Source organism: Citrobacter sp. wls826 (assembly GCF_005281245.1).
GTDB lineage: Bacteria > Pseudomonadota > Gammaproteobacteria > Enterobacterales > Enterobacteriaceae > Citrobacter > Citrobacter braakii.
The window spans coordinates 17,664-34,274 of record NZ_SZWS01000034.1; the positions used below are offsets into that span (position 1 = coordinate 17,664).

Consider the following 16,611-nt stretch of genomic DNA (forward strand, 5'->3'; position numbering starts at 1 on the left):
AACACGCTGGCATGTGTGATTACGGTGCAATCGGCTTCGCCTTCCCATGCCCCCAGCACATCGACCTGGCGCTCACTAAACACCAGCACTAACGGTGTTGAAAATCCTTTTAGCTCAACACGCAGCACTTTGCCCTGTAAACGCGTTCTGGCTGACTTGAGCGCAGGAGAACGATACAGAAAGGTGTTAAGCAAATTTTCAACGCCGGCGGTCACTAAGGGTTTTAAAGGCATCCCCAATCTCCTGTCAGAACTTGTAACCACGATGCAGCGCAACGACACCTGCCGTCAGGTTGTAGTAATCAACGCTTTCGAACCCGGCATCTTGCATCATTGCTTTTAAGGTGTCCTGATCGGGATGCATGCGGATGGACTCCGCCAAATAGCGATAACTGTCTGCATCGCTTGCCACCATAGAACCAATGCGCGGCAAAACGTGGAAAGAGTATGCGTCGTAGGCTTTGCTCAGCGGTTCGATAATCGGCTTGGAGAACTCCAGCACCAGTAGACGTCCGCCCGGCTTCAACACGCGATACATAGATCGTAATGCTTTGTCTTTATCCGTTACGTTGCGCAGACCGAAAGAGATGGTGATGCAGTCAAACGTGTTGTCTGGGAAAGGTAATGCTTCCGCATTCGCCTGAACGTACTCAACGTTACCCACGACGCCGATATTACGCAGCTTTTCGCGACCCATTTTGAGCATTGAGTCGTTGATATCCGCCAGCACAACTTTGCCAGTTTCGCCTACCATGCGAGAGAATTTCGCCGTCAGATCGCCCGTACCGCCCGCTAAATCGAGAACGGTTTGCCCGCGACGCACGCCACTGCAGTCAATGGTGAAGCGCTTCCACAAACGATGAATGCCAAATGACATTAAGTCATTCATAACGTCATATTTAGACGCCACAGAATGAAAAACGTGGGCCACCATGTCAGCTTTCTGCTCTTTAGCGACGGTCTGAAAGCCAAAGTGCGTCGTTTCTTGTGAATTATCCACCATCTCAGTGCCTGCTCATCCAAAAAATGTTCAAGAAGTGTAACAGATTGGGCCAATTTGCCCTACCCTTCTGCCCGGTTCAACTACCCCAAACGGACTAGTTTGATTGCTGGTTTACCGCTTCATCATCAGGGTAAGGTTCATCCTGCTGCGTTTCAGGGACCGAACGCAAGCGGTACTCTTCATCCTGCGTAGTGGCTTGTTCAGCCAGTTCAGGATTAATCTCGCGCTTAATTTCCACGCCTAAACTGCGAAACGCTTCTGCCTGCGACAGGACGTTTCCACGACCTGAAGAGAGTTTTTTCATCGCCTGTCGGTAGTTATCCTGAGCTTTATCCAGGCTTTGGCCAATTGCCGACATATCATCCACAAACAATCGCATCTTGTCATAAAGTTTGCTGGCCCGATCGGCAATCTGTTGCGCATTACGACTCTGATGCTCGTAGCGCCACAAGTTGGCAATCGTGCGCAATGCCACCAACAACGTGGTAGGGCTAACCAGCATAATGTTATTTTTAAGGGCTTCGGTAATCAGTTCAGGCTGTCTATCGAGCGCCAGTAAAAAAGCAGGCTCAACGGGGATAAACATCAGCACATAGTCAAGTGTGCGCAGCCCAGGAAGCTGCTGATAGTCTTTGCGCCCCAGCAGACGGATATGGTTTCGTACCGAGGCGATGTGCTCCTGCAACGCGCTCTCGCGGGTGTATTCATCTTCAGCATTAAAATAGCGTTCATAGGCGACCAGCGTCATTTTCGCGTCGATCACCACATCTTTGCCCTGCGGTAACCGGACGATGACATCTGGCTGCATCCGCGAACGGGCATCGTTCTCAATGCTGACCTGGGTTTCGTATTCATAGCCTTCGCGCAGACCGGAAGCCTCAAGCACCCGCGTGAGTACGACCTCGCCCCAGTTGCCCTGCGTTTTGTTATCGCCTTTTAATGCCCGCGTCAGGTTTACCGCTTCCTGCGCCATCTGCGCGTTCAGTTGCTGCAGATTACGAATTTCGTGCGCCAGAGTATGGCGTTCTTGCGCCTCTTTACCAAAGCTATCCTGAACCTGGCGTCGAAAACCGTCCAGTTGTTCGCGAAGCGGTGTAAGCAGACTGTTCAGGCTTTGGCGATTTTGCTCATCTACACGACGGTTGCTGTGCTCGAAAATACGGTTCGCCAGATTTTCAAACTGTTCGCTCAGACGCTGTTCGCTGTTGATCATCTGGCGGATTTTATCTTCCGCATGCTGCTGCGTCGCTTCCAGTCGGGTAGTGACTTCTCGAAGATCGGCTTCCAGAGAGGTGTTGATGCTGTGCAGGCTGCGCAATTCGTTATTGAGTAGTTCGCACTCATCGCGCCAGTGGGCTTCTTGTGAGAGCTGCTGGCGGGCGGCGCTTAGCGCAATATCCAGTTCGCGTCGTTCTTCGATGAGGTCAGCACGGATCCGATCGGCGTGCGCTTTTGTTGCCAGCCACCCCACCAGCAGCCCTGCGGCTAACGCCAGCACGGCACTCATCATAATTGAAATATCCACAACGCCCCCTTACAGCAACGACTTACCCGCACAAAATAGAATTGTGCTGTATAAACGTCCAGTTTAAAAGGAATTTCCTGCGAGGCACTACGCAAAATAAAAAGGCCGAACGCGTCGGCCTTTTTGAATAGACGGGAGAATTACAGTAAACGACGCGCAGCTTCCACCACGATTTTCACCGCGTGGCTTTCTGTTTGTTTCATCGTTTCCGCATTAGGGATCTCTTGCTGAGTACGGTTCACGATAACACCCGCGACCATACCGGCATGCAGACCCTGGCTTGCGCACATGGTGAGCAGCGTAGCAGATTCCATTTCGTAGTTCATGACGCCCATAGACTGCCACTCTTCCATTGAGCCTTTGAAACGGCTCACTACGCGACCAGAGAAGGTGTCATAACGCTCCTGGCCCGGATAGAAGGTATCAGAAGACGCGGTAACGCCTACGTGGGTGGTGGCGCCGATAGATTTCGCCGCTTCCACCAGCGCGGTGGTGCACTCGAAGTCCGCGACGGCCGGGAATTCCATTGGCGCGAAGTGCAGGCTTGCACCGTCCAGACGGACAGACGCCGTGGTGACCAGTACATCACCTACGTTGATATGTGGCTGGATGGCGCCAGTCGTACCGATACGCAGGAAGGTACGAATGCCCAGCTGTGCCAGTTCTTCTACGGCAATAGAGGTTGACGGACCGCCGATACCGGTAGAGCACACGATCACGGCTTTACCATCCAGCTCAGCACGCCAGGTAGTGAACTCGCGATGAGATGCCAGCTTAACCGGCTTATCCATCAGCGCGGCGATCTTTTCCACACGCTCCGGGTCGCCAGGGACGATAGCGAGCTGAGCCCCTTGTAAATCGTTCTTAGTGAGGCCGAGATGAAAAACATCAGACTTAGACATAAAAACTCCTCTGTGAATCGGTTTTGTCAGAAGAAGCAAAAACACACTTTACCGAAGGCATGAACATATTTTCGTGACAGTCATCACTATGATGTAAATCAATTGCATTCCATTACCATAAAATAGTGACTTGAATCACATAAATGATGCGATGTAAGGAAGCCCTGCACAAAAGATAGACCGTTTAAGGCAATGTGGTTCGTTGCATGTGTCTATAGTTAACAATGCGCTTTTTGGCTGAATATTTAAGGGTACGGAGAATACCATGACAACACGACAATCTGGCTTTGCACCTGCTGTATCTCCACCGACGTCTACCACGGTTCACACTCCGGATAACGCCATTATCGCCGGTGTAACGTCCATACCTTCACAAGGCGATGATATGCCAGCGTATCACGCACGACCAAAACAGTCCGATGGCCCGCTGCCTGTGGTCATTGTCGTGCAGGAGATTTTTGGCATTCATGAACACATTCGTGACGTTTGCCGCCGTCTGGCTCAGGAAGGGTATCTGGCTATCGCACCAGAGCTCTATTTTCGTGAAGGCGATCCCAATGACTTTGCCGATATCCCCACGTTGCTCAGCAGCCTTGTCGCCAAAGTGCCTGACTCTCAGGTATTGGCCGATCTGGATCACGTCGCCAGTTGGGCTTCTCGTAACGGAGGAGATGCCCACCAGTTGATGATCACCGGATTTTGCTGGGGTGGACGCATCACCTGGCTGTATGCAGCTCATAATCCGCAGTTAAAAGCGGCGGTAGCGTGGTATGGCAAACTGGTGGGCGATAAAACCCTCAACTCACCGAAACATCCTGTTGATATCGCGACCGATCTTAACGCCCCCGTTCTGGGACTTTATGGCGGCCAGGACACCAGTATTCCGCAAGATACCGTTGAAACAATGCGTCAGGCGCTGCGTGCCGCCAATGCAAAAGCGGAAATCGTGGTCTATCCCGATGCCGGACATGCGTTTAACGCCGATTATCGTCCGAGCTATCACGAAGAGTCCGCGAAAGATGGCTGGCTGAGAATGCTGGAGTGGTTCACACAATACGGCGGGAAGAAATAAACGTTAATTGCCCGGCGGCAACTACGCCTTACCGGGCCTACAACTCTTGCTATTTCCTGTAAGCCGGGTCAGCGCTTGCGCTTCCCGGCCACCGGCACGGAATTACGCCTGACGCAGGTTCTGCGCGGCTTTGACCATGTTCGCCAGCGCGGCGCGGGTTTCCGGCCAGCCGCGCGTTTTCAGGCCGCAGTCCGGGTTGACCCACAGACGCTCGGCCGGAATACGCTGCTCGGCTTTCTTCAGCAGGGCTTCAATCCACTCCACGCTCGGGACGTTCGGCGAGTGAATATCGTATACGCCCGGCCCGATTTCGTTCGGATAGTCGAACTCTTCAAACGATTCCAGCAACTCCATATCAGAGCGTGAAGTCTCAATGGTGATCACGTCCGCGTCCAGCGCCGCAATGGAGTCCATAATGTCGTTGAACTCGCAGTAACACATGTGGGTGTGGATCTGGGTTTCATCCTTCGCCACCGCCGCGTTAATGCGGAAGGCTTCCACGCCCCACTCCAGATACGCCGCCCAGTCGCTGCGGCGCAGTGGCAGACCTTCGCGCAGTGCCGGTTCGTCAATCTGGATGATGCCAATACCCGCCGCTTCCAGATCCGCTACCTCATCACGCAGCGCCAGCGCAATCTGCTTAGCGATGGTTTCACGCGTCACGTCTTCACGCGGGAATGACCAGCAGAGAATGGTCACCGGACCGGTCAACATGCCTTTTACCGGTTTGTCGGTCAGCGACTGGGCATACTTCGCCCACTCCACGGTGATCGCTTCCGGGCGGCTGACATCGCCAATAACCACCGGTGGTTTCACGCAGCGAGAGCCGTAGCTCTGCACCCAACCATTCTGGGTAAAGACGAATCCGTCCAGGTGCTCGCCAAAATATTCCACCATGTCGTTACGTTCGGCTTCACCGTGCACCAGCACGTCGAGCCCCAGACGTTCCTGTTCAACAATCGCCTGTTTGATATGTTCCGCGATACCGGTGCGGTAGTTACCGGCATCCAGATTGCCCTTTTTGAAGTCCAGACGCAGGCCGCGAATTTCCGTGGTTTGCGGGAATGAACCAATAGTGGTAGTCGGCCATGCCGGCAGATTAAAGCGGGCACGCTGCGCTTCGGCGCGAATCGGGTAAGCGTTGGCACGTTGGCTGTCCTGGGCGGTGATCGCCGCCAGACGTTTTTCCACTGCGGCGTTGTGTACGCGGGTAGAGTGACGACGAGCCTGGATCGGTGCGCTCCACGCCACAATTGCCGCCGTATCACCGCTGTTCAACGCATCACGCAGCAGCGCCAGCTCGCCGCATTTTTGTAGGGCGAAGGCAAACCAGCTCTTCACTTCTGCATCAAGGCGGGTTTCCACGCTGAGATCGATTGGGCTGTGCAGCAAGGAGCAGGAAGAAGCTACCCACAGGTCACGTTTCCCGACGATATCTTTAATTTGCGCGTATTTTTCGCTGAGATCGGCACGCCAGACGTTGCGACCGTTCACCAGCCCCGCTGACAGCAACCAGTCGGCAGGCAGACGCTTGTGCAGCTCGGCCACATCATCTTTACCGTGCACGAAGTCAACGTGCAGCCCCTGCACCGGCAGCGCGGTAATGGTATCCAGGTTTGGCGTTACGCCTTCGAAGTAGGTGGTCAGCAGCAGCTTTACCTGACCCGTCAGCGCGTCATACGCCGGTTTGAAGGCGTTCAGCCAAACCTGAGGCAGCTCCAGCACCAGAGCCGGTTCATCAATCTGCACCCACTCAATACCGCGTTTCGCCAGCTCAGCCAGCACCTGCTGGTAAACCGGCAGAATATCGTTCAACAGGCTCAGGCGGTCAAACTGTTCGCCCTTCACTTTCCCCAGCCACAGGTAAGTTACCGGTCCCAGCAGCACAGGTTTCACCTTGTGACCGAGCGCCAACGCTTCATCCACTTCATCTAACAGTTGGGTCCAGGTCAGTTTGAACTGCTGACCTTTGGTAAACTCTGGCACCATGTAGTGATAGTTGGTGTTAAACCATTTGGTCATTTCTGCCGCCGCCGCGGGCTCCCCGGTTGGTGCGCGGCCACGGCCAATGCGGAATAAGGTATCGATATCGACCGAGCCGTCTTTATTTTGATGACGAGCCGGAACGTTGCCGAGCAGCAGGCTGGTGGTCAGCACGTGATCGTACCAGGCAAAATCGCCCACCGGCAGCAGGTCAACGCCCGCCTGCTTCTGCTGATCCCAGTGACGGGCACGCAGCTCGCGGCCAACGGTTAGCAAATCTTCACAGGAAGAATTTCCCGCCCAGTAGCTTTCTTGCGCTTTTTTCAGCTCGCGACGCAGGCCAACGCGAGGGAAACCGAGGGTGTGATTAAGTATTGTCATTTTTCTTCCTCTAATTATATGTAAATCCTATTTATTTTTAATTTAGGGAGGGTGGCAAGTTTATTCATCCCAGGAGCTTACTGAAGTAAGTGACCGGGGTGGAAAAACACAGCCAACGCACCATAAATTTAAAAGACGAAGGATTTTAGCCATCCAGATGTTTACACATCCATAATTGACAGTTACTGTATATTCCTCAAGCGCAATTTGTTCATGCCGAAGTGAAGGACTTTCATGATCGAGATTAAACACCTGAAAACGCTCCAGGCGTTACGGAATAGTGGTTCGCTGGCGGCCGCAGCGGCGACGTTGCATCAGACCCAATCCGCCCTCTCTCACCAGTTCAGCGATCTGGAACAGCGCCTTGGCTTTCGACTTTTTATCCGTAAAAGCCAGCCTCTGCGCTTTACGCCGCAAGGCGAAATTTTGCTGCAGTTAGCAAATCAGGTGTTGCCGCAAATTGGTCGTGCGCTGCAGGCCTGCAACGAACCGCAGCAAACCCGGCTGCGGATCGCTATTGAATGCCATAGCTGTATTCAATGGCTGACGCCCGCGCTGGAGAATTTTCGTGCCAACTGGCCGCAGGTGGAGATGGACTTTAAATCCGGCGTGACGTTCGATCCGCAACCAGCGCTACAACAGGATGAGCTGGATCTGGTGCTGACATCCGACATTCTGCCGCGTAGCGGACTGCACTACTCGCCGATGTTCGATTTTGAAGTCCGCCTGGTACTGGCGCCGGACCATCCGCTGGCCAGCAAGACGCAGATCACGCCGGAGGATTTAGCCAGTGAGACGCTGCTTATTTACCCGGTGCAACGGAGTCGACTGGATGTCTGGCGGCATTTCTTGCAGCCTGCGGGCGTTAGTCCGTCGCTGAAGAGCGTGGATAACACCCTGCTGCTGATTCAGATGGTTGCAGCCAGAATGGGTATTGCAGCTTTACCGCACTGGGTGGTGGAGAGTTTTGAACGCCAGGGCCTGGTGGTGACCAAAACCCTGGGTGATGGATTGTGGAGCCGGCTGTACGCCGCCGTGCGCGATGGCGAGCAGCGACAGCCAGTCACGGAAGCGTTTATTCGCTCAGCGCGGAATCACGCCTGCGATCACCTGCCGTTTGTACGGAGTGCGGAACGACCCACTTTCGATGTACCCACAGTGAAGCCACTATCACAGCCGCACCAATGATGAAGCTTGGCCAGTGAGGCTGTTGATGCCAGATAGCCAGGTTAACCAGCAGCCCGGCCGGCACATGCATATTGTTCATGATGCCCAGCGTCCCCGCATCCACCTGGGTCGCGCCATAGTTCCACATAAAGTAACCAATGCCGGACGCTGCCACGCCAAGAAAGACCAGAATTCCCCACTGTAGGGTAGTTGCAGGCATTTTCTGCGCATTCCCCAGCATGAACCAGGCCACGACCGCCACCATAAAGGCCCCCATGTAAAACCAGGCAAAGGCGTTGTGCTGCGGCATTGGCCGCGTTTCCATCAGACGCTTGTAGCCCACCATGCCAATGGCAAAGCTGATATTGGACAACTGCACCAGCAGCAGGCCGGTCCAGAAGTGGCTGGTCACCTGATCGTAACGAATGATCCCCGCACCAATCACCGCCAGCAACGCACTGAAGGCGTAGCTCCAGCGCAGACAACGTCCGCTCATCAGGTCATAAATCAGCGTAATGTAGAGCGGCGTCAGCACGGTAAAGAGCAGCAGTTCTGATACCGTCAGGTACAGATAGGCGTGAAAACTCAGCATATACATAATGCCAAGCTGCATGGCGCCCACCAGCATATACAGCGCGATGGTTTTTACGCTATGCCCACGGGTACGTAAAAACGGCAGGAACACCAGCGCCGCCAGCCCAACGCGCACCAGCACCGCAAAATAGCTATCGACATGACCGGCAAGGTACTCGCCAAACAGGCTAAAGGAAAAGGCCCACAGAATTGTGGTAATGATGAGTAACGCCACAATGGATGTCTCTTAACAAAAGGTACGCCCATTGTAGCGAAGTTTTAAGTTGACATCTGGTCAACTAACGAACAAAAACATTACTGCAAAAACAGCTCACGCAGATAATGCGGCACGGCATCGTCGGCATTAAGACCAATGACTTCCAGTTCCGGATGCAGATCCTTCAGGCGCTGGTGAGCGTTGCCCATAATGCAGCCTTTACCTGCCATGGAGAGCATTTCCGCATCGTTCATTCCGTCTCCAAAAGCGATGCAATCTTTCAGGCTGTAGCCCATCGCTTTCGCTACCGCTTCAAGCGCATGACCTTTCGATACGCCGCCAGCCATGACTTCCAGGCAGGTAAGCGTAGAGAAACTGACGTTCACGCGGTCGCCCCAGCGGGCGTTAATCGCCTGTTCCAGCGGCAGCAGCCTTTCGTGAGAATCAGTGGTGAAAAACACCTTACTCACGCCTTCCGGCTCCAGTAGCGCAGGTTCAAACAGTGAATAGTTAAACACTGCTTCTTTGAAGAAGCGCATTTCGTCCGGGCGATGGCGGTTCATAAACCACTCATCATCACGATAAACGTTGGTCACGATGTCCGGGTTTGCATTCACTACGCCAAACAGGTCGCTGGCAATGTCGCGATCCAGGTTATGCGAAAACACCAGATTCCCGTCAGAATCATGCACCCGCGCGCCGTTGGACGTGATCATGTAGGTTTTAATGCCGAGGTTATCGCGAATTTGCCCCACATCAACATGATGACGGCCAGTCGCAAACACGAAGTTAACGCCACGAGCGGTCAATAACTTCAGCGTCTCTTTGGCATAAGGGGACAGAGTATGGTCGGGAGAAAGCAGCGTACCGTCTAAATCAGACGCAACAACCTGATACATAAGAAAATTCAACCTCTAGGCAAAGCGGGTTCCGCTGGATGAGTTATGCTTGTCGAAAAATTCGACAATAGCGTTAAGCGCGACTGAGCGCATTGCGTCCTTTTCAAAAAGGATCTCATGGTACGCGCCTTTGATGACCAGCGGCTGCCCCCCTTCTACGGGATGGCCCGCTGCGGCGCGGAGTTCACAAAAACGATCGTGCATGCGGTTATCTACCACACGCTCTTCTTCGGCCTGAATCAGCAGCGTCGGCGTCGCGTCGTCTCCTGCTCCAGCCAGAACCTGTTCGCCTGCCAGAATACCTTCACGTACCCAGTGGTAGGTGGGGCCGCCAACGCGCAGCCGTGGCTCATCCGCATAGAAGCGTAGATTGCGCCGATAGCGCTGTCGACTATGGGTTAACGCATTCATACCGAATGGCAGCGCCCGCCAGCGCCCTGTACCCATCGCATAACCTTCGCGGATCCGCGGATGCCCTTCAGCCCAGTCCAGAATGTGGCGTACCATCCAGTCGGGAAAGCGCATCACAATACCAAACATCGGCGCGCAAAGCGCGATGGCATCACACTGATTCGGGTGGCGCTGCAAGAATAACGTGGCTATCGCACCGCCCATTGAATGCGCCAGTATATAGCGCTTTCTCCACGGACCGGGTAGCACTTCCTGCTGCCAGAAGGCGGTTAAATCGTCGACATAGTCATTAAAGTTATCGACATGACCGCGATGCGGGTCCGAAAGCATACGCCCGGAACGCCCCTGGCCACGGTGATCGATAATGAGGACGTCAAAACCAGAATGAAACAGGTCATACGCCAGTTCAGCGTATTTCACGTAGCTTTCAATGCGTCCAGGACAGACGACGATGACGCGATCGTTTTTTTCTGCGTGAAAACGCACAAAATGGACGGGGATATCATCCACGCCCGTAAATTCCGCTTCTTCCCGCTGACGCCAGAAATCTGTCAGTGGCCCCATGGAAAAAGCAGCAAACGCGTTTTCTCTTGTTTCCCAGTCTTTTTGCTGCTGAAACATCGGGTATCCAGCCTCGCTGACCAAGTAAAATCGTTTTTTTCGCCGTCGCTGACACAACCTAACGGCAGTAGCGTATTGTGGCATAAAAATAGACAATCCGGGAGTTTCTCATGACCTTTGAATGGTGGTTCGCCTACCTGTTGACCTCTATTATTTTGAGCTTGTCTCCAGGCTCTGGCGCAATCAACACCATGACCACCGCCATCAGTCACGGTTATCGCGGTGCCAGCGCGTCGATTGCTGGTTTGCAGACAGGACTTGGCATTCATATCGTTCTGGTTGGCGTAGGACTGGGAACGCTATTTTCACGTTCGGTTATCGCATTTGAGGTGCTGAAGTGGGCGGGGGCGGCCTATCTGATTTGGCTGGGTATTCAGCAATGGCGGGCGGCGGGTGCTATCGATCTGAACACCATGGCGAATACGCAATCGCGCAGCCGCCTGTTTAAACGCGCTGTCTTTGTTAATCTGACCAACCCCAAGAGCATTGTTTTCCTTGCCGCCCTGTTCCCGCAGTTTATCCTGCCACAGGAACCGCAGTTAATGCAGTATGTGGTGCTTGGCGTCACGACCATCGTGGTCGATATCATTGTGATGATCGGTTACGCGACGCTGGCCACGCGCATTGCTGGCTGGATTAAAGGGCCAAAGCAAATGAAAGCGTTAAACAAAGTGTTTGGCTCGCTGTTTATGCTGATAGGCGCCTTGTTAGCCTCGGCACGGCATGCCTGATGAAGGTGCCGGAGGCGCTTGCGCTTATCCGGCCCGGAAGAAACTTAACGCGAAATAATCAGGTGGATACCGAAGCCCGCAAACAGCGCACCGGCAAAACCATCAATCCACTTCGCCAGACGCTGATAGCCACGACGCATTTTCGGCAGTGCAAACAGGCTGGCGACTACGGTAAACCACGCCAACGTTTCCACGATGATCAGGGCAAAGATCCCCCAGCGTGCGCCCGTTCCCACGTTATCGCCAACGAACAATGAGAACACGGAGCCAAAATAGATAATGGCTTTAGGGTTCGCCAGGTTGGTCAGCAGCCCCTTCAAAAAGCTGCGTCCGCTCTGCGCCAGCTCAACCTGCGGAGTGGGAGTCGCAACATCCTGTTTTTTAAACGCGCCGCGTAGCATCTGATAACCCATCCAGCACAGATACAGCCCCCCGCCCACCATAATAATGGTGTGCAGCCAGGCCATTTTTTCGATAATCAGATGCAGGCCGAGCAGCGCTATGCCAGCCCAGACCATGACGCCACAGGTAATACCCAGCACGCCCATCATGGCTTCTTTGCGCGAACGGCTAACCGCGGTTTGAGAAACAAAGAAAAAGTCGGGACCAGGGCTCATCAGCGCAACGATATGCACCAACGCAACGGTGAAAAATAGCGTTAACATAAAAATGACTCGCGGGGGAAATAGTTCAGTGAGTCACCATCCTGGCACTTTTTTGCCTGGCTGACTACTCTTCGTCGTCACCATCAACGTGCGCGCGAATAAGCGCCATAAACTCTTTGCCAAAACGCTCAAGTTTACGCATCCCCACGCCATTAACGCTCAGCATTTCGCTCGGTGAAACTGGCATCTGCTCAGCCATTTCAATCAGCGTGGCGTCGTTGAACACCACATACGGCGGGATATTTTCTTCATCAGCAATGGCTTTACGCAGCTTCCGCAATTTGGCGAACAGTTTGCGATCGTAATTGCCACCGAAGGATTTCTGCATCGCTCGCGGTTTCAGCGCCACAATTCGCGGTACCGCAAGCTGTAGCGCAACATCACCACGCAGTACCGGACGCGCGGCTTCGGTTAGCTGTAACGCGGAGTGATGAGCAATATTCTGCGTCACCAGCCCAAGATGAATAAGCTGGCGGATAACGCTTACCCAATGTTCATGGCTTTGCTCACGACCAATGCCATAGACCGGCAGCTTATCATGGGCCAGCTCGCGAATTCGCTGGTTATTCGCTCCGCGCAGAACCTCCACGACATACCCCATACCAAAGCGTTGATTAACACGGTAGATAGTCGACAGCGCTTTGCGCGCATCCATGAGTCCGTCGTACTGTTTTGGCGGGTCGAGACAGATGTCGCAGTTACCACACGGCTCCTGACGCCCCTCGCCAAAATAGTTCAACAGCACCAGACGACGACAGGTTTGCGCCTCGGCAAACGCCCCCATCGCATTGAGCTTATGCCGTTCGATATCCAGCAGTTGCCCGGCGGGTTTCTCTTCGAGGCAACGGCGCAGCCATGCCATATCAGCCGGATCGTAAAACAGCATTGCTTCCGCAGGCAGGCCGTCACGCCCGGCGCGGCCGGTTTCCTGGTAATAGGACTCGATGTTGCGCGGAATATCGAAATGCACCACGAAGCGTACGTTAGGTTTGTTGATTCCCATGCCAAACGCCACGGTCGCCACAACGATTTGCAGGTCATCACGCTGGAATTTCTCCTGCACTTCCGCACGTACGGCGTTTTCCAGCCCGGCATGATAAGCCCCGGCGCTAATGCCTCGGCTTTGCAGACGCGCGGCGGTGTCTTCTACTTTAGCGCGACTGTTACAGTAGATAATACCGGACTTACCGCGCTGCTCTTGCACGTAGCGCATCAGTTGATCGAGCGGCTTAAACTTCTCCATCAACATGTAGCGAATATTCGGGCGATCAAAGCTGCTGATCTGAATTAACGGGTCGTTGAGCCCCAGCAGACGCACAATATCCAGCCGGGTTGTCTCGTCCGCGGTCGCGGTCAGCGCGACAAACGGCAGAGTTGGGAAACGCTGACGCAACTGCCCCAGCGCGGCGTATTCCGGGCGGAAATCATGCCCCCACTGCGAAATACAGTGCGCTTCATCAACCGCCAGCAGCACCGGGTTCCAGTGCGCCAGATTTTCAAGGAAGTTATCCAGCATCAGGCGTTCGGGCGCAATGTACAGTAAGCGAATCTGCCCGCTACGACAGCCTGCCATCACCTCAAGCTGCTGCTCACGACTTTGGGTGGAGTTCAGACACGCTGCCGCCACGCCGTTGGCAAGCAGTTGATCGACCTGATCTTTCATCAGAGAAATCAGCGGAGAAACAACAACGGTGAGGCCGTTAAGCAATAATGCGGGAATTTGATAGCACAGGGATTTTCCGCCACCGGTCGGCATAACGACCAGGCAGTCGCGACCAGCGATCACGGTATCAATGATTTCTTCCTGACCAGGGCGAAACTGTTGGTAGCCAAAGGTTTCCTGCAAAACCTGTTTAGCGCCCATTTCCAGATTCAACACTTCCGCCTGCGCCACATTAACCCCATTAGCCTGAAATAAAAACAGGCGCTATTTTCAGCGCCTGAGAGAGAAACTGCAATGATTAAAATACTCTCAATACCTGTCAGAAGATATCGTTAAGCATTACACCCACGCCAACACGGGTCTGATTGAAGTTGTAGTCAATCAGTGATTCGCCGTAGCCGCTGTAGACCTGGGTATAAAGACGCACATGCTTGGTAATGGGATAACTGGCCCCCAGCTCTGCGCCGCCGTAGCCGGTATTCCAGTTGTACTGACCTTTCACACTGATCACCGCGTCACCCAGGTGATAACCCATTTTTAACTGATAGTAGCCCATATATTTGGTGATATCAGGGTTATCGTCAGTGCTGCCGATAACGTACCACGGCTTAACTTCCACCAGCCAGTTACCGTTTTCAGCCATCAGCCGGGTGTAAAGGCGGTTCCAGCTACGTGAGGTGGGGTCGGATCGACCATTGGAGTCATGGTTATAGCCCATTTCGACATCGCGGAGCGTCCAACCGGCAAAGCGATAGTCGGTGGCGAAACCGAGGAACAATTGCGGTTCATAGTTGGTTTCGCGAAATGGCGCAGACTCTTCACTGTTCGAAAGCTGCCACCAGGACTTCTGGGTATAGGAACCGCCGAGTACCGAGTTCGGGCCTAATATTCCGCGCCAGAGCGGAAACGCCAGGCTTAGCTGAAACTTAACCTCATCTTTGCGCGCATTTTCGGACCAGCTATAGCTGCTGATCGCCTCTTTATTCATGTCGCTGGTATTGGTGTAGATGAGATAGTTGGTCTCATAAGGATAAAGCGTGAAAGGGTTGTCATGCTCCTGCAGCATGTTGGCGATGATACTGCCGCGAACCGCCGGTGCATCATGAATCTCTTTCACTGTCGCTTCCTGCGCATACGCGGTCAACGGCAGCATGACTGCTGGTAGTAACCATCCCAGAATCGCCCGCATCGGTAATGTTCTCCTGAACCAAAATATTGATGAATTGTATAATTATCTGGCAAGTATTCTACATACTTAGCGAGTTCCTCGTTAGTTATCCCGTCCTAAAGTAGAAAACAACAAATAATAAGCATAATATCAACATTTCATTAACCATTGAGATGTAGGGATCGTATGTCTGCCGTACTTACTGCTGAGGAAGCGCTGAAGTTAGTGGGTGAAATGTTTGTCTATCATATGCCGTTTAACCGGGCTCTGGGTCTGGAGCTTGAACGCTATGAGAAAGAATTTGCTCAATTAGCCTTTAATAATCAACCGATGATGGTCGGTAACTGGGCGCAAAGCATTCTGCATGGCGGCGTGATCGCGTCGGCGCTGGACGTTGCCGCCGGGCTGGTGTGCGTTGGCAGTACGCTGACCCGCCATGAGACGATCAGCGAGGACGAACTGCGTCAGCGAATGTCACGTATGGGAACAATCGATTTGCGCGTTGATTACCTGCGCCCGGGGAGAGGAAATCGCTTTACCGCTACCAGCAGCCTGCTGCGGGCGGGGAATAAAGTCGCCGTTGCGCGCGTGGAACTGCATAACGAAGAACAGCTTTATATTGCCAGCGCAACCGCCACTTATATGGTGGGGTAAGTGCCCAAAAAAAGGTAAACTGCTGTTACATTTCTGAAATGAGTTTTCCCGATGGATGCTAAACAAACGCGGCAGGGCGTGTTACTCGCTCTTGCTGCTTATTTTATTTGGGGTATCGCTCCTGCCTACTTCAAGCTGATTTACTATGTCCCGGCGGATGAGATCCTGACGCACCGCGTCATCTGGTCATTTTTCTTTATGGTGGTACTGATGAGCATCAGCCGCCAGTGGTCGGGCATCAAAACGCTGCTACAAACGCCAAAGAAGATCTTCCTGCTGGCGCTCTCTGCAGTGCTCATCGGTGGAAACTGGCTGCTGTTCATTTGGGCGGTCAATAATCATCATATGCTGGAAGCCAGCCTGGGCTATTTTATTAACCCGCTGGTGAATATTGTGCTGGGAATGCTTTTCCTCGGCGAGCGCTTTCGTCGCATGCAGTGGCTGGCGGTACTGTTAGCCGCCTGCGGCGTACTGGTACAGCTGTGGACCTTCGGATCGCTGCCAATCATCGCGTTGGGCCTGGCGTTCAGCTTTGCTTTCTATGGTCTGGTACGCAAGAAGATTGCCGTCGAAGCACAAACCGGCATGCTGATCGAAACCCTGTGGCTTTTACCTGTTGCGGCTATCTATCTGTTTGGCATCGCGGACAGCCCAACCAGCCATATGGGTCAAAACCCCATGTCACTCAATCTGCTGCTGATTGCTGCAGGTGTCGTGACCACCATTCCGCTGCTGTGCTTTACCGGCGCGGCGACCCGCCTGCGTCTGTCCACGCTGGGTTTCTTCCAGTATATCGGACCCACGCTAATGTTCCTGCTGGCCGTCACTTTCTACGGTGAAGTTCCGGGAGCGGATAAAATGGTCACGTTTGCGTTTATCTGGGTAGCGCTGGCAGTTTTCGTGATGGATGCGATTTATACGCAACGACGGGTACGTCGGAGCTGAAGAAGTGCCGGATAAGGCGTAACCGCCATCCG

The 16,611-nt window shown here is 53.6% G+C and carries 15 protein-coding genes and 1 pseudogene; 5 read left to right on the plus strand and 11 right to left on the minus strand.

Annotation, left to right across the window (positions count from 1 at the left end; all coding sequences use genetic code 11):
• The 4 genes and pseudogenes from ubiJ to udp form a co-directional block, all read right to left on the minus strand.
• A pseudogene (gene ubiJ, locus FDW87_RS22140) lies at positions 1 to 233 on the minus strand (ubiquinone biosynthesis protein UbiJ); the annotation flags it as partial.
• A gap of 13 nt (positions 234 to 246) precedes the next feature.
• Positions 247 to 1,002: a bifunctional demethylmenaquinone methyltransferase/2-methoxy-6-polyprenyl-1,4-benzoquinol methylase UbiE gene (gene ubiE / locus FDW87_RS08610; protein WP_003017897.1), complete on the minus strand. Its 756-nt coding sequence runs from the start codon at positions 1,000 to 1,002 to the stop codon at positions 247 to 249.
• 94 nt (positions 1,003 to 1,096) lie between these two features.
• Positions 1,097 to 2,527 (minus strand): DNA recombination protein RmuC, encoded by a 1,431-nt coding sequence (gene rmuC, locus FDW87_RS08615; RefSeq protein WP_019078423.1) that lies wholly within the window; start codon positions 2,525 to 2,527, stop codon positions 1,097 to 1,099.
• A gap of 140 nt (positions 2,528 to 2,667) precedes the next feature.
• A complete protein-coding gene (udp, locus tag FDW87_RS08620) occupies positions 2,668 to 3,429 on the minus strand; it encodes a uridine phosphorylase (RefSeq protein WP_109017225.1) in 762 nt (253 codons plus the stop codon).
• Positions 3,430 to 3,694: 265 nt separating this feature from the next.
• On the opposite strand from udp, the gene FDW87_RS08625 reads away from it, so the two are divergent.
• Positions 3,695 to 4,501, plus strand: a complete 807-nt coding sequence (locus FDW87_RS08625) for a dienelactone hydrolase family protein (protein ID WP_109017226.1) — start codon at positions 3,695 to 3,697, stop codon at positions 4,499 to 4,501.
• 102 nt (positions 4,502 to 4,603) lie between these two features.
• On the opposite strand, the gene metE is transcribed toward FDW87_RS08625, so the two are convergent.
• Positions 4,604 to 6,865 (minus strand): 5-methyltetrahydropteroyltriglutamate--homocysteine S-methyltransferase, encoded by a 2,262-nt coding sequence (gene metE / locus FDW87_RS08630; RefSeq protein ID WP_137379640.1) that lies wholly within the window; start codon positions 6,863 to 6,865, stop codon positions 4,604 to 4,606.
• 234 nt (positions 6,866 to 7,099) lie between these two features.
• Here metE and metR point away from each other — a divergent pair, with 234 nt between their 5' ends.
• The gene (metR, locus tag FDW87_RS08635; RefSeq protein WP_003017908.1) at positions 7,100 to 8,053 is read left to right on the plus strand and encodes an HTH-type transcriptional regulator MetR; all 954 of its coding nucleotides are present in this window, start codon (positions 7,100 to 7,102) and stop codon (positions 8,051 to 8,053) included.
• Here the strand turns inward: metR and FDW87_RS08640 are convergent.
• The 3 genes from FDW87_RS08640 to pldB all read right to left on the minus strand — a co-directional run bounded on the left by FDW87_RS08640 (position 7,941) and on the right by pldB (position 10,753).
• Entirely contained in the window at positions 7,941 to 8,840 is a 900-nt protein-coding gene (locus tag FDW87_RS08640; RefSeq protein ID WP_019078426.1) for a carboxylate/amino acid/amine transporter, read from the minus strand. The genes metR and FDW87_RS08640 overlap by 113 nt on opposite strands.
• A gap of 80 nt (positions 8,841 to 8,920) precedes the next feature.
• Complete coding sequence (gene yigL / locus FDW87_RS08645; RefSeq protein ID WP_008787091.1) at positions 8,921 to 9,721, minus strand: sugar/pyridoxal phosphate phosphatase YigL; 801 nt, start codon at positions 9,719 to 9,721, stop codon at positions 8,921 to 8,923.
• Between the two features lie 15 nt (positions 9,722 to 9,736).
• Positions 9,737 to 10,753 (minus strand): lysophospholipase L2, encoded by a 1,017-nt coding sequence (pldB, locus tag FDW87_RS08650; RefSeq protein WP_003017911.1) that lies wholly within the window; start codon positions 10,751 to 10,753, stop codon positions 9,737 to 9,739.
• Positions 10,754 to 10,863: 110 nt separating this feature from the next.
• Between pldB and rhtB the strand changes: the two genes are divergently transcribed.
• Positions 10,864 to 11,484 (plus strand): homoserine/homoserine lactone efflux protein, encoded by a 621-nt coding sequence (gene rhtB / locus FDW87_RS08655; RefSeq protein WP_003828938.1) that lies wholly within the window; start codon positions 10,864 to 10,866, stop codon positions 11,482 to 11,484.
• 44 nt (positions 11,485 to 11,528) lie between these two features.
• Here rhtB and rhtC read toward each other — a convergent pair whose 3' ends face one another.
• The 3 genes from rhtC to pldA all read right to left on the minus strand — a co-directional run bounded on the left by rhtC (position 11,529) and on the right by pldA (position 15,001).
• A complete protein-coding gene (gene rhtC, locus FDW87_RS08660) occupies positions 11,529 to 12,149 on the minus strand; it encodes a threonine export protein RhtC (protein WP_019078428.1) in 621 nt (206 codons plus the stop codon).
• Between the two features lie 64 nt (positions 12,150 to 12,213).
• A complete protein-coding gene (recQ, locus tag FDW87_RS08665) occupies positions 12,214 to 14,043 on the minus strand; it encodes an ATP-dependent DNA helicase RecQ (protein ID WP_019078429.1) in 1,830 nt (609 codons plus the stop codon).
• An 88-nt stretch (positions 14,044 to 14,131) separates the two neighbouring features.
• On the minus strand, positions 14,132 to 15,001 hold the full coding sequence (gene pldA, locus FDW87_RS08670; RefSeq protein ID WP_016157849.1) for a phospholipase A: 870 nt from the start codon (positions 14,999 to 15,001) through the stop codon (positions 14,132 to 14,134).
• Between the two features lie 165 nt (positions 15,002 to 15,166).
• Here pldA and yigI point away from each other — a divergent pair, with 165 nt between their 5' ends.
• Both yigI and rarD read left to right on the plus strand, forming a co-directional pair.
• Positions 15,167 to 15,634 (plus strand): acyl-CoA thioesterase YigI, encoded by a 468-nt coding sequence (gene yigI, locus FDW87_RS08675; RefSeq protein ID WP_003017917.1) that lies wholly within the window; start codon positions 15,167 to 15,169, stop codon positions 15,632 to 15,634.
• 51 nt (positions 15,635 to 15,685) lie between these two features.
• Positions 15,686 to 16,579 (plus strand): EamA family transporter RarD, encoded by an 894-nt coding sequence (rarD, locus tag FDW87_RS08680; RefSeq protein ID WP_016155131.1) that lies wholly within the window; start codon positions 15,686 to 15,688, stop codon positions 16,577 to 16,579.
• Positions 16,580 to 16,611: the final 32 nt, after the last annotated feature.

Bases quoted from the DNA above. Each gene is read 5' to 3' on its own strand.
- ubiE (WP_003017897.1), bottom strand. From the start codon at position 1,002: ATGGTGGATAATTCACAAGAAACGACGCACTTTGGCTTTCAGACCGTC.
- udp (WP_109017225.1), bottom strand. From the start codon at position 3,429: ATGTCTAAGTCTGATGTTTTTCATCTCGGCCTCACTAAGAACGATTTA.
- FDW87_RS08625 (WP_109017226.1), top strand. From the start codon at position 3,695: ATGACAACACGACAATCTGGCTTTGCACCTGCTGTATCTCCACCGACG.
- metE (WP_137379640.1), bottom strand. From the start codon at position 6,865: ATGACAATACTTAATCACACCCTCGGTTTCCCTCGCGTTGGCCTGCGT.
- metR (WP_003017908.1), top strand. From the start codon at position 7,100: ATGATCGAGATTAAACACCTGAAAACGCTCCAGGCGTTACGGAATAGT.
- yigL (WP_008787091.1), bottom strand. From the start codon at position 9,721: ATGTATCAGGTTGTTGCGTCTGATTTAGACGGTACGCTGCTTTCTCCC.
- pldB (WP_003017911.1), bottom strand. From the start codon at position 10,753: ATGTTTCAGCAGCAAAAAGACTGGGAAACAAGAGAAAACGCGTTTGCT.
- rhtB (WP_003828938.1), top strand. From the start codon at position 10,864: ATGACCTTTGAATGGTGGTTCGCCTACCTGTTGACCTCTATTATTTTG.
- rhtC (WP_019078428.1), bottom strand. From the start codon at position 12,149: ATGTTAACGCTATTTTTCACCGTTGCGTTGGTGCATATCGTTGCGCTG.
- pldA (WP_016157849.1), bottom strand. From the start codon at position 15,001: ATGCGGGCGATTCTGGGATGGTTACTACCAGCAGTCATGCTGCCGTTG.
- yigI (WP_003017917.1), top strand. From the start codon at position 15,167: ATGTCTGCCGTACTTACTGCTGAGGAAGCGCTGAAGTTAGTGGGTGAA.
- rarD (WP_016155131.1), top strand. From the start codon at position 15,686: ATGGATGCTAAACAAACGCGGCAGGGCGTGTTACTCGCTCTTGCTGCT.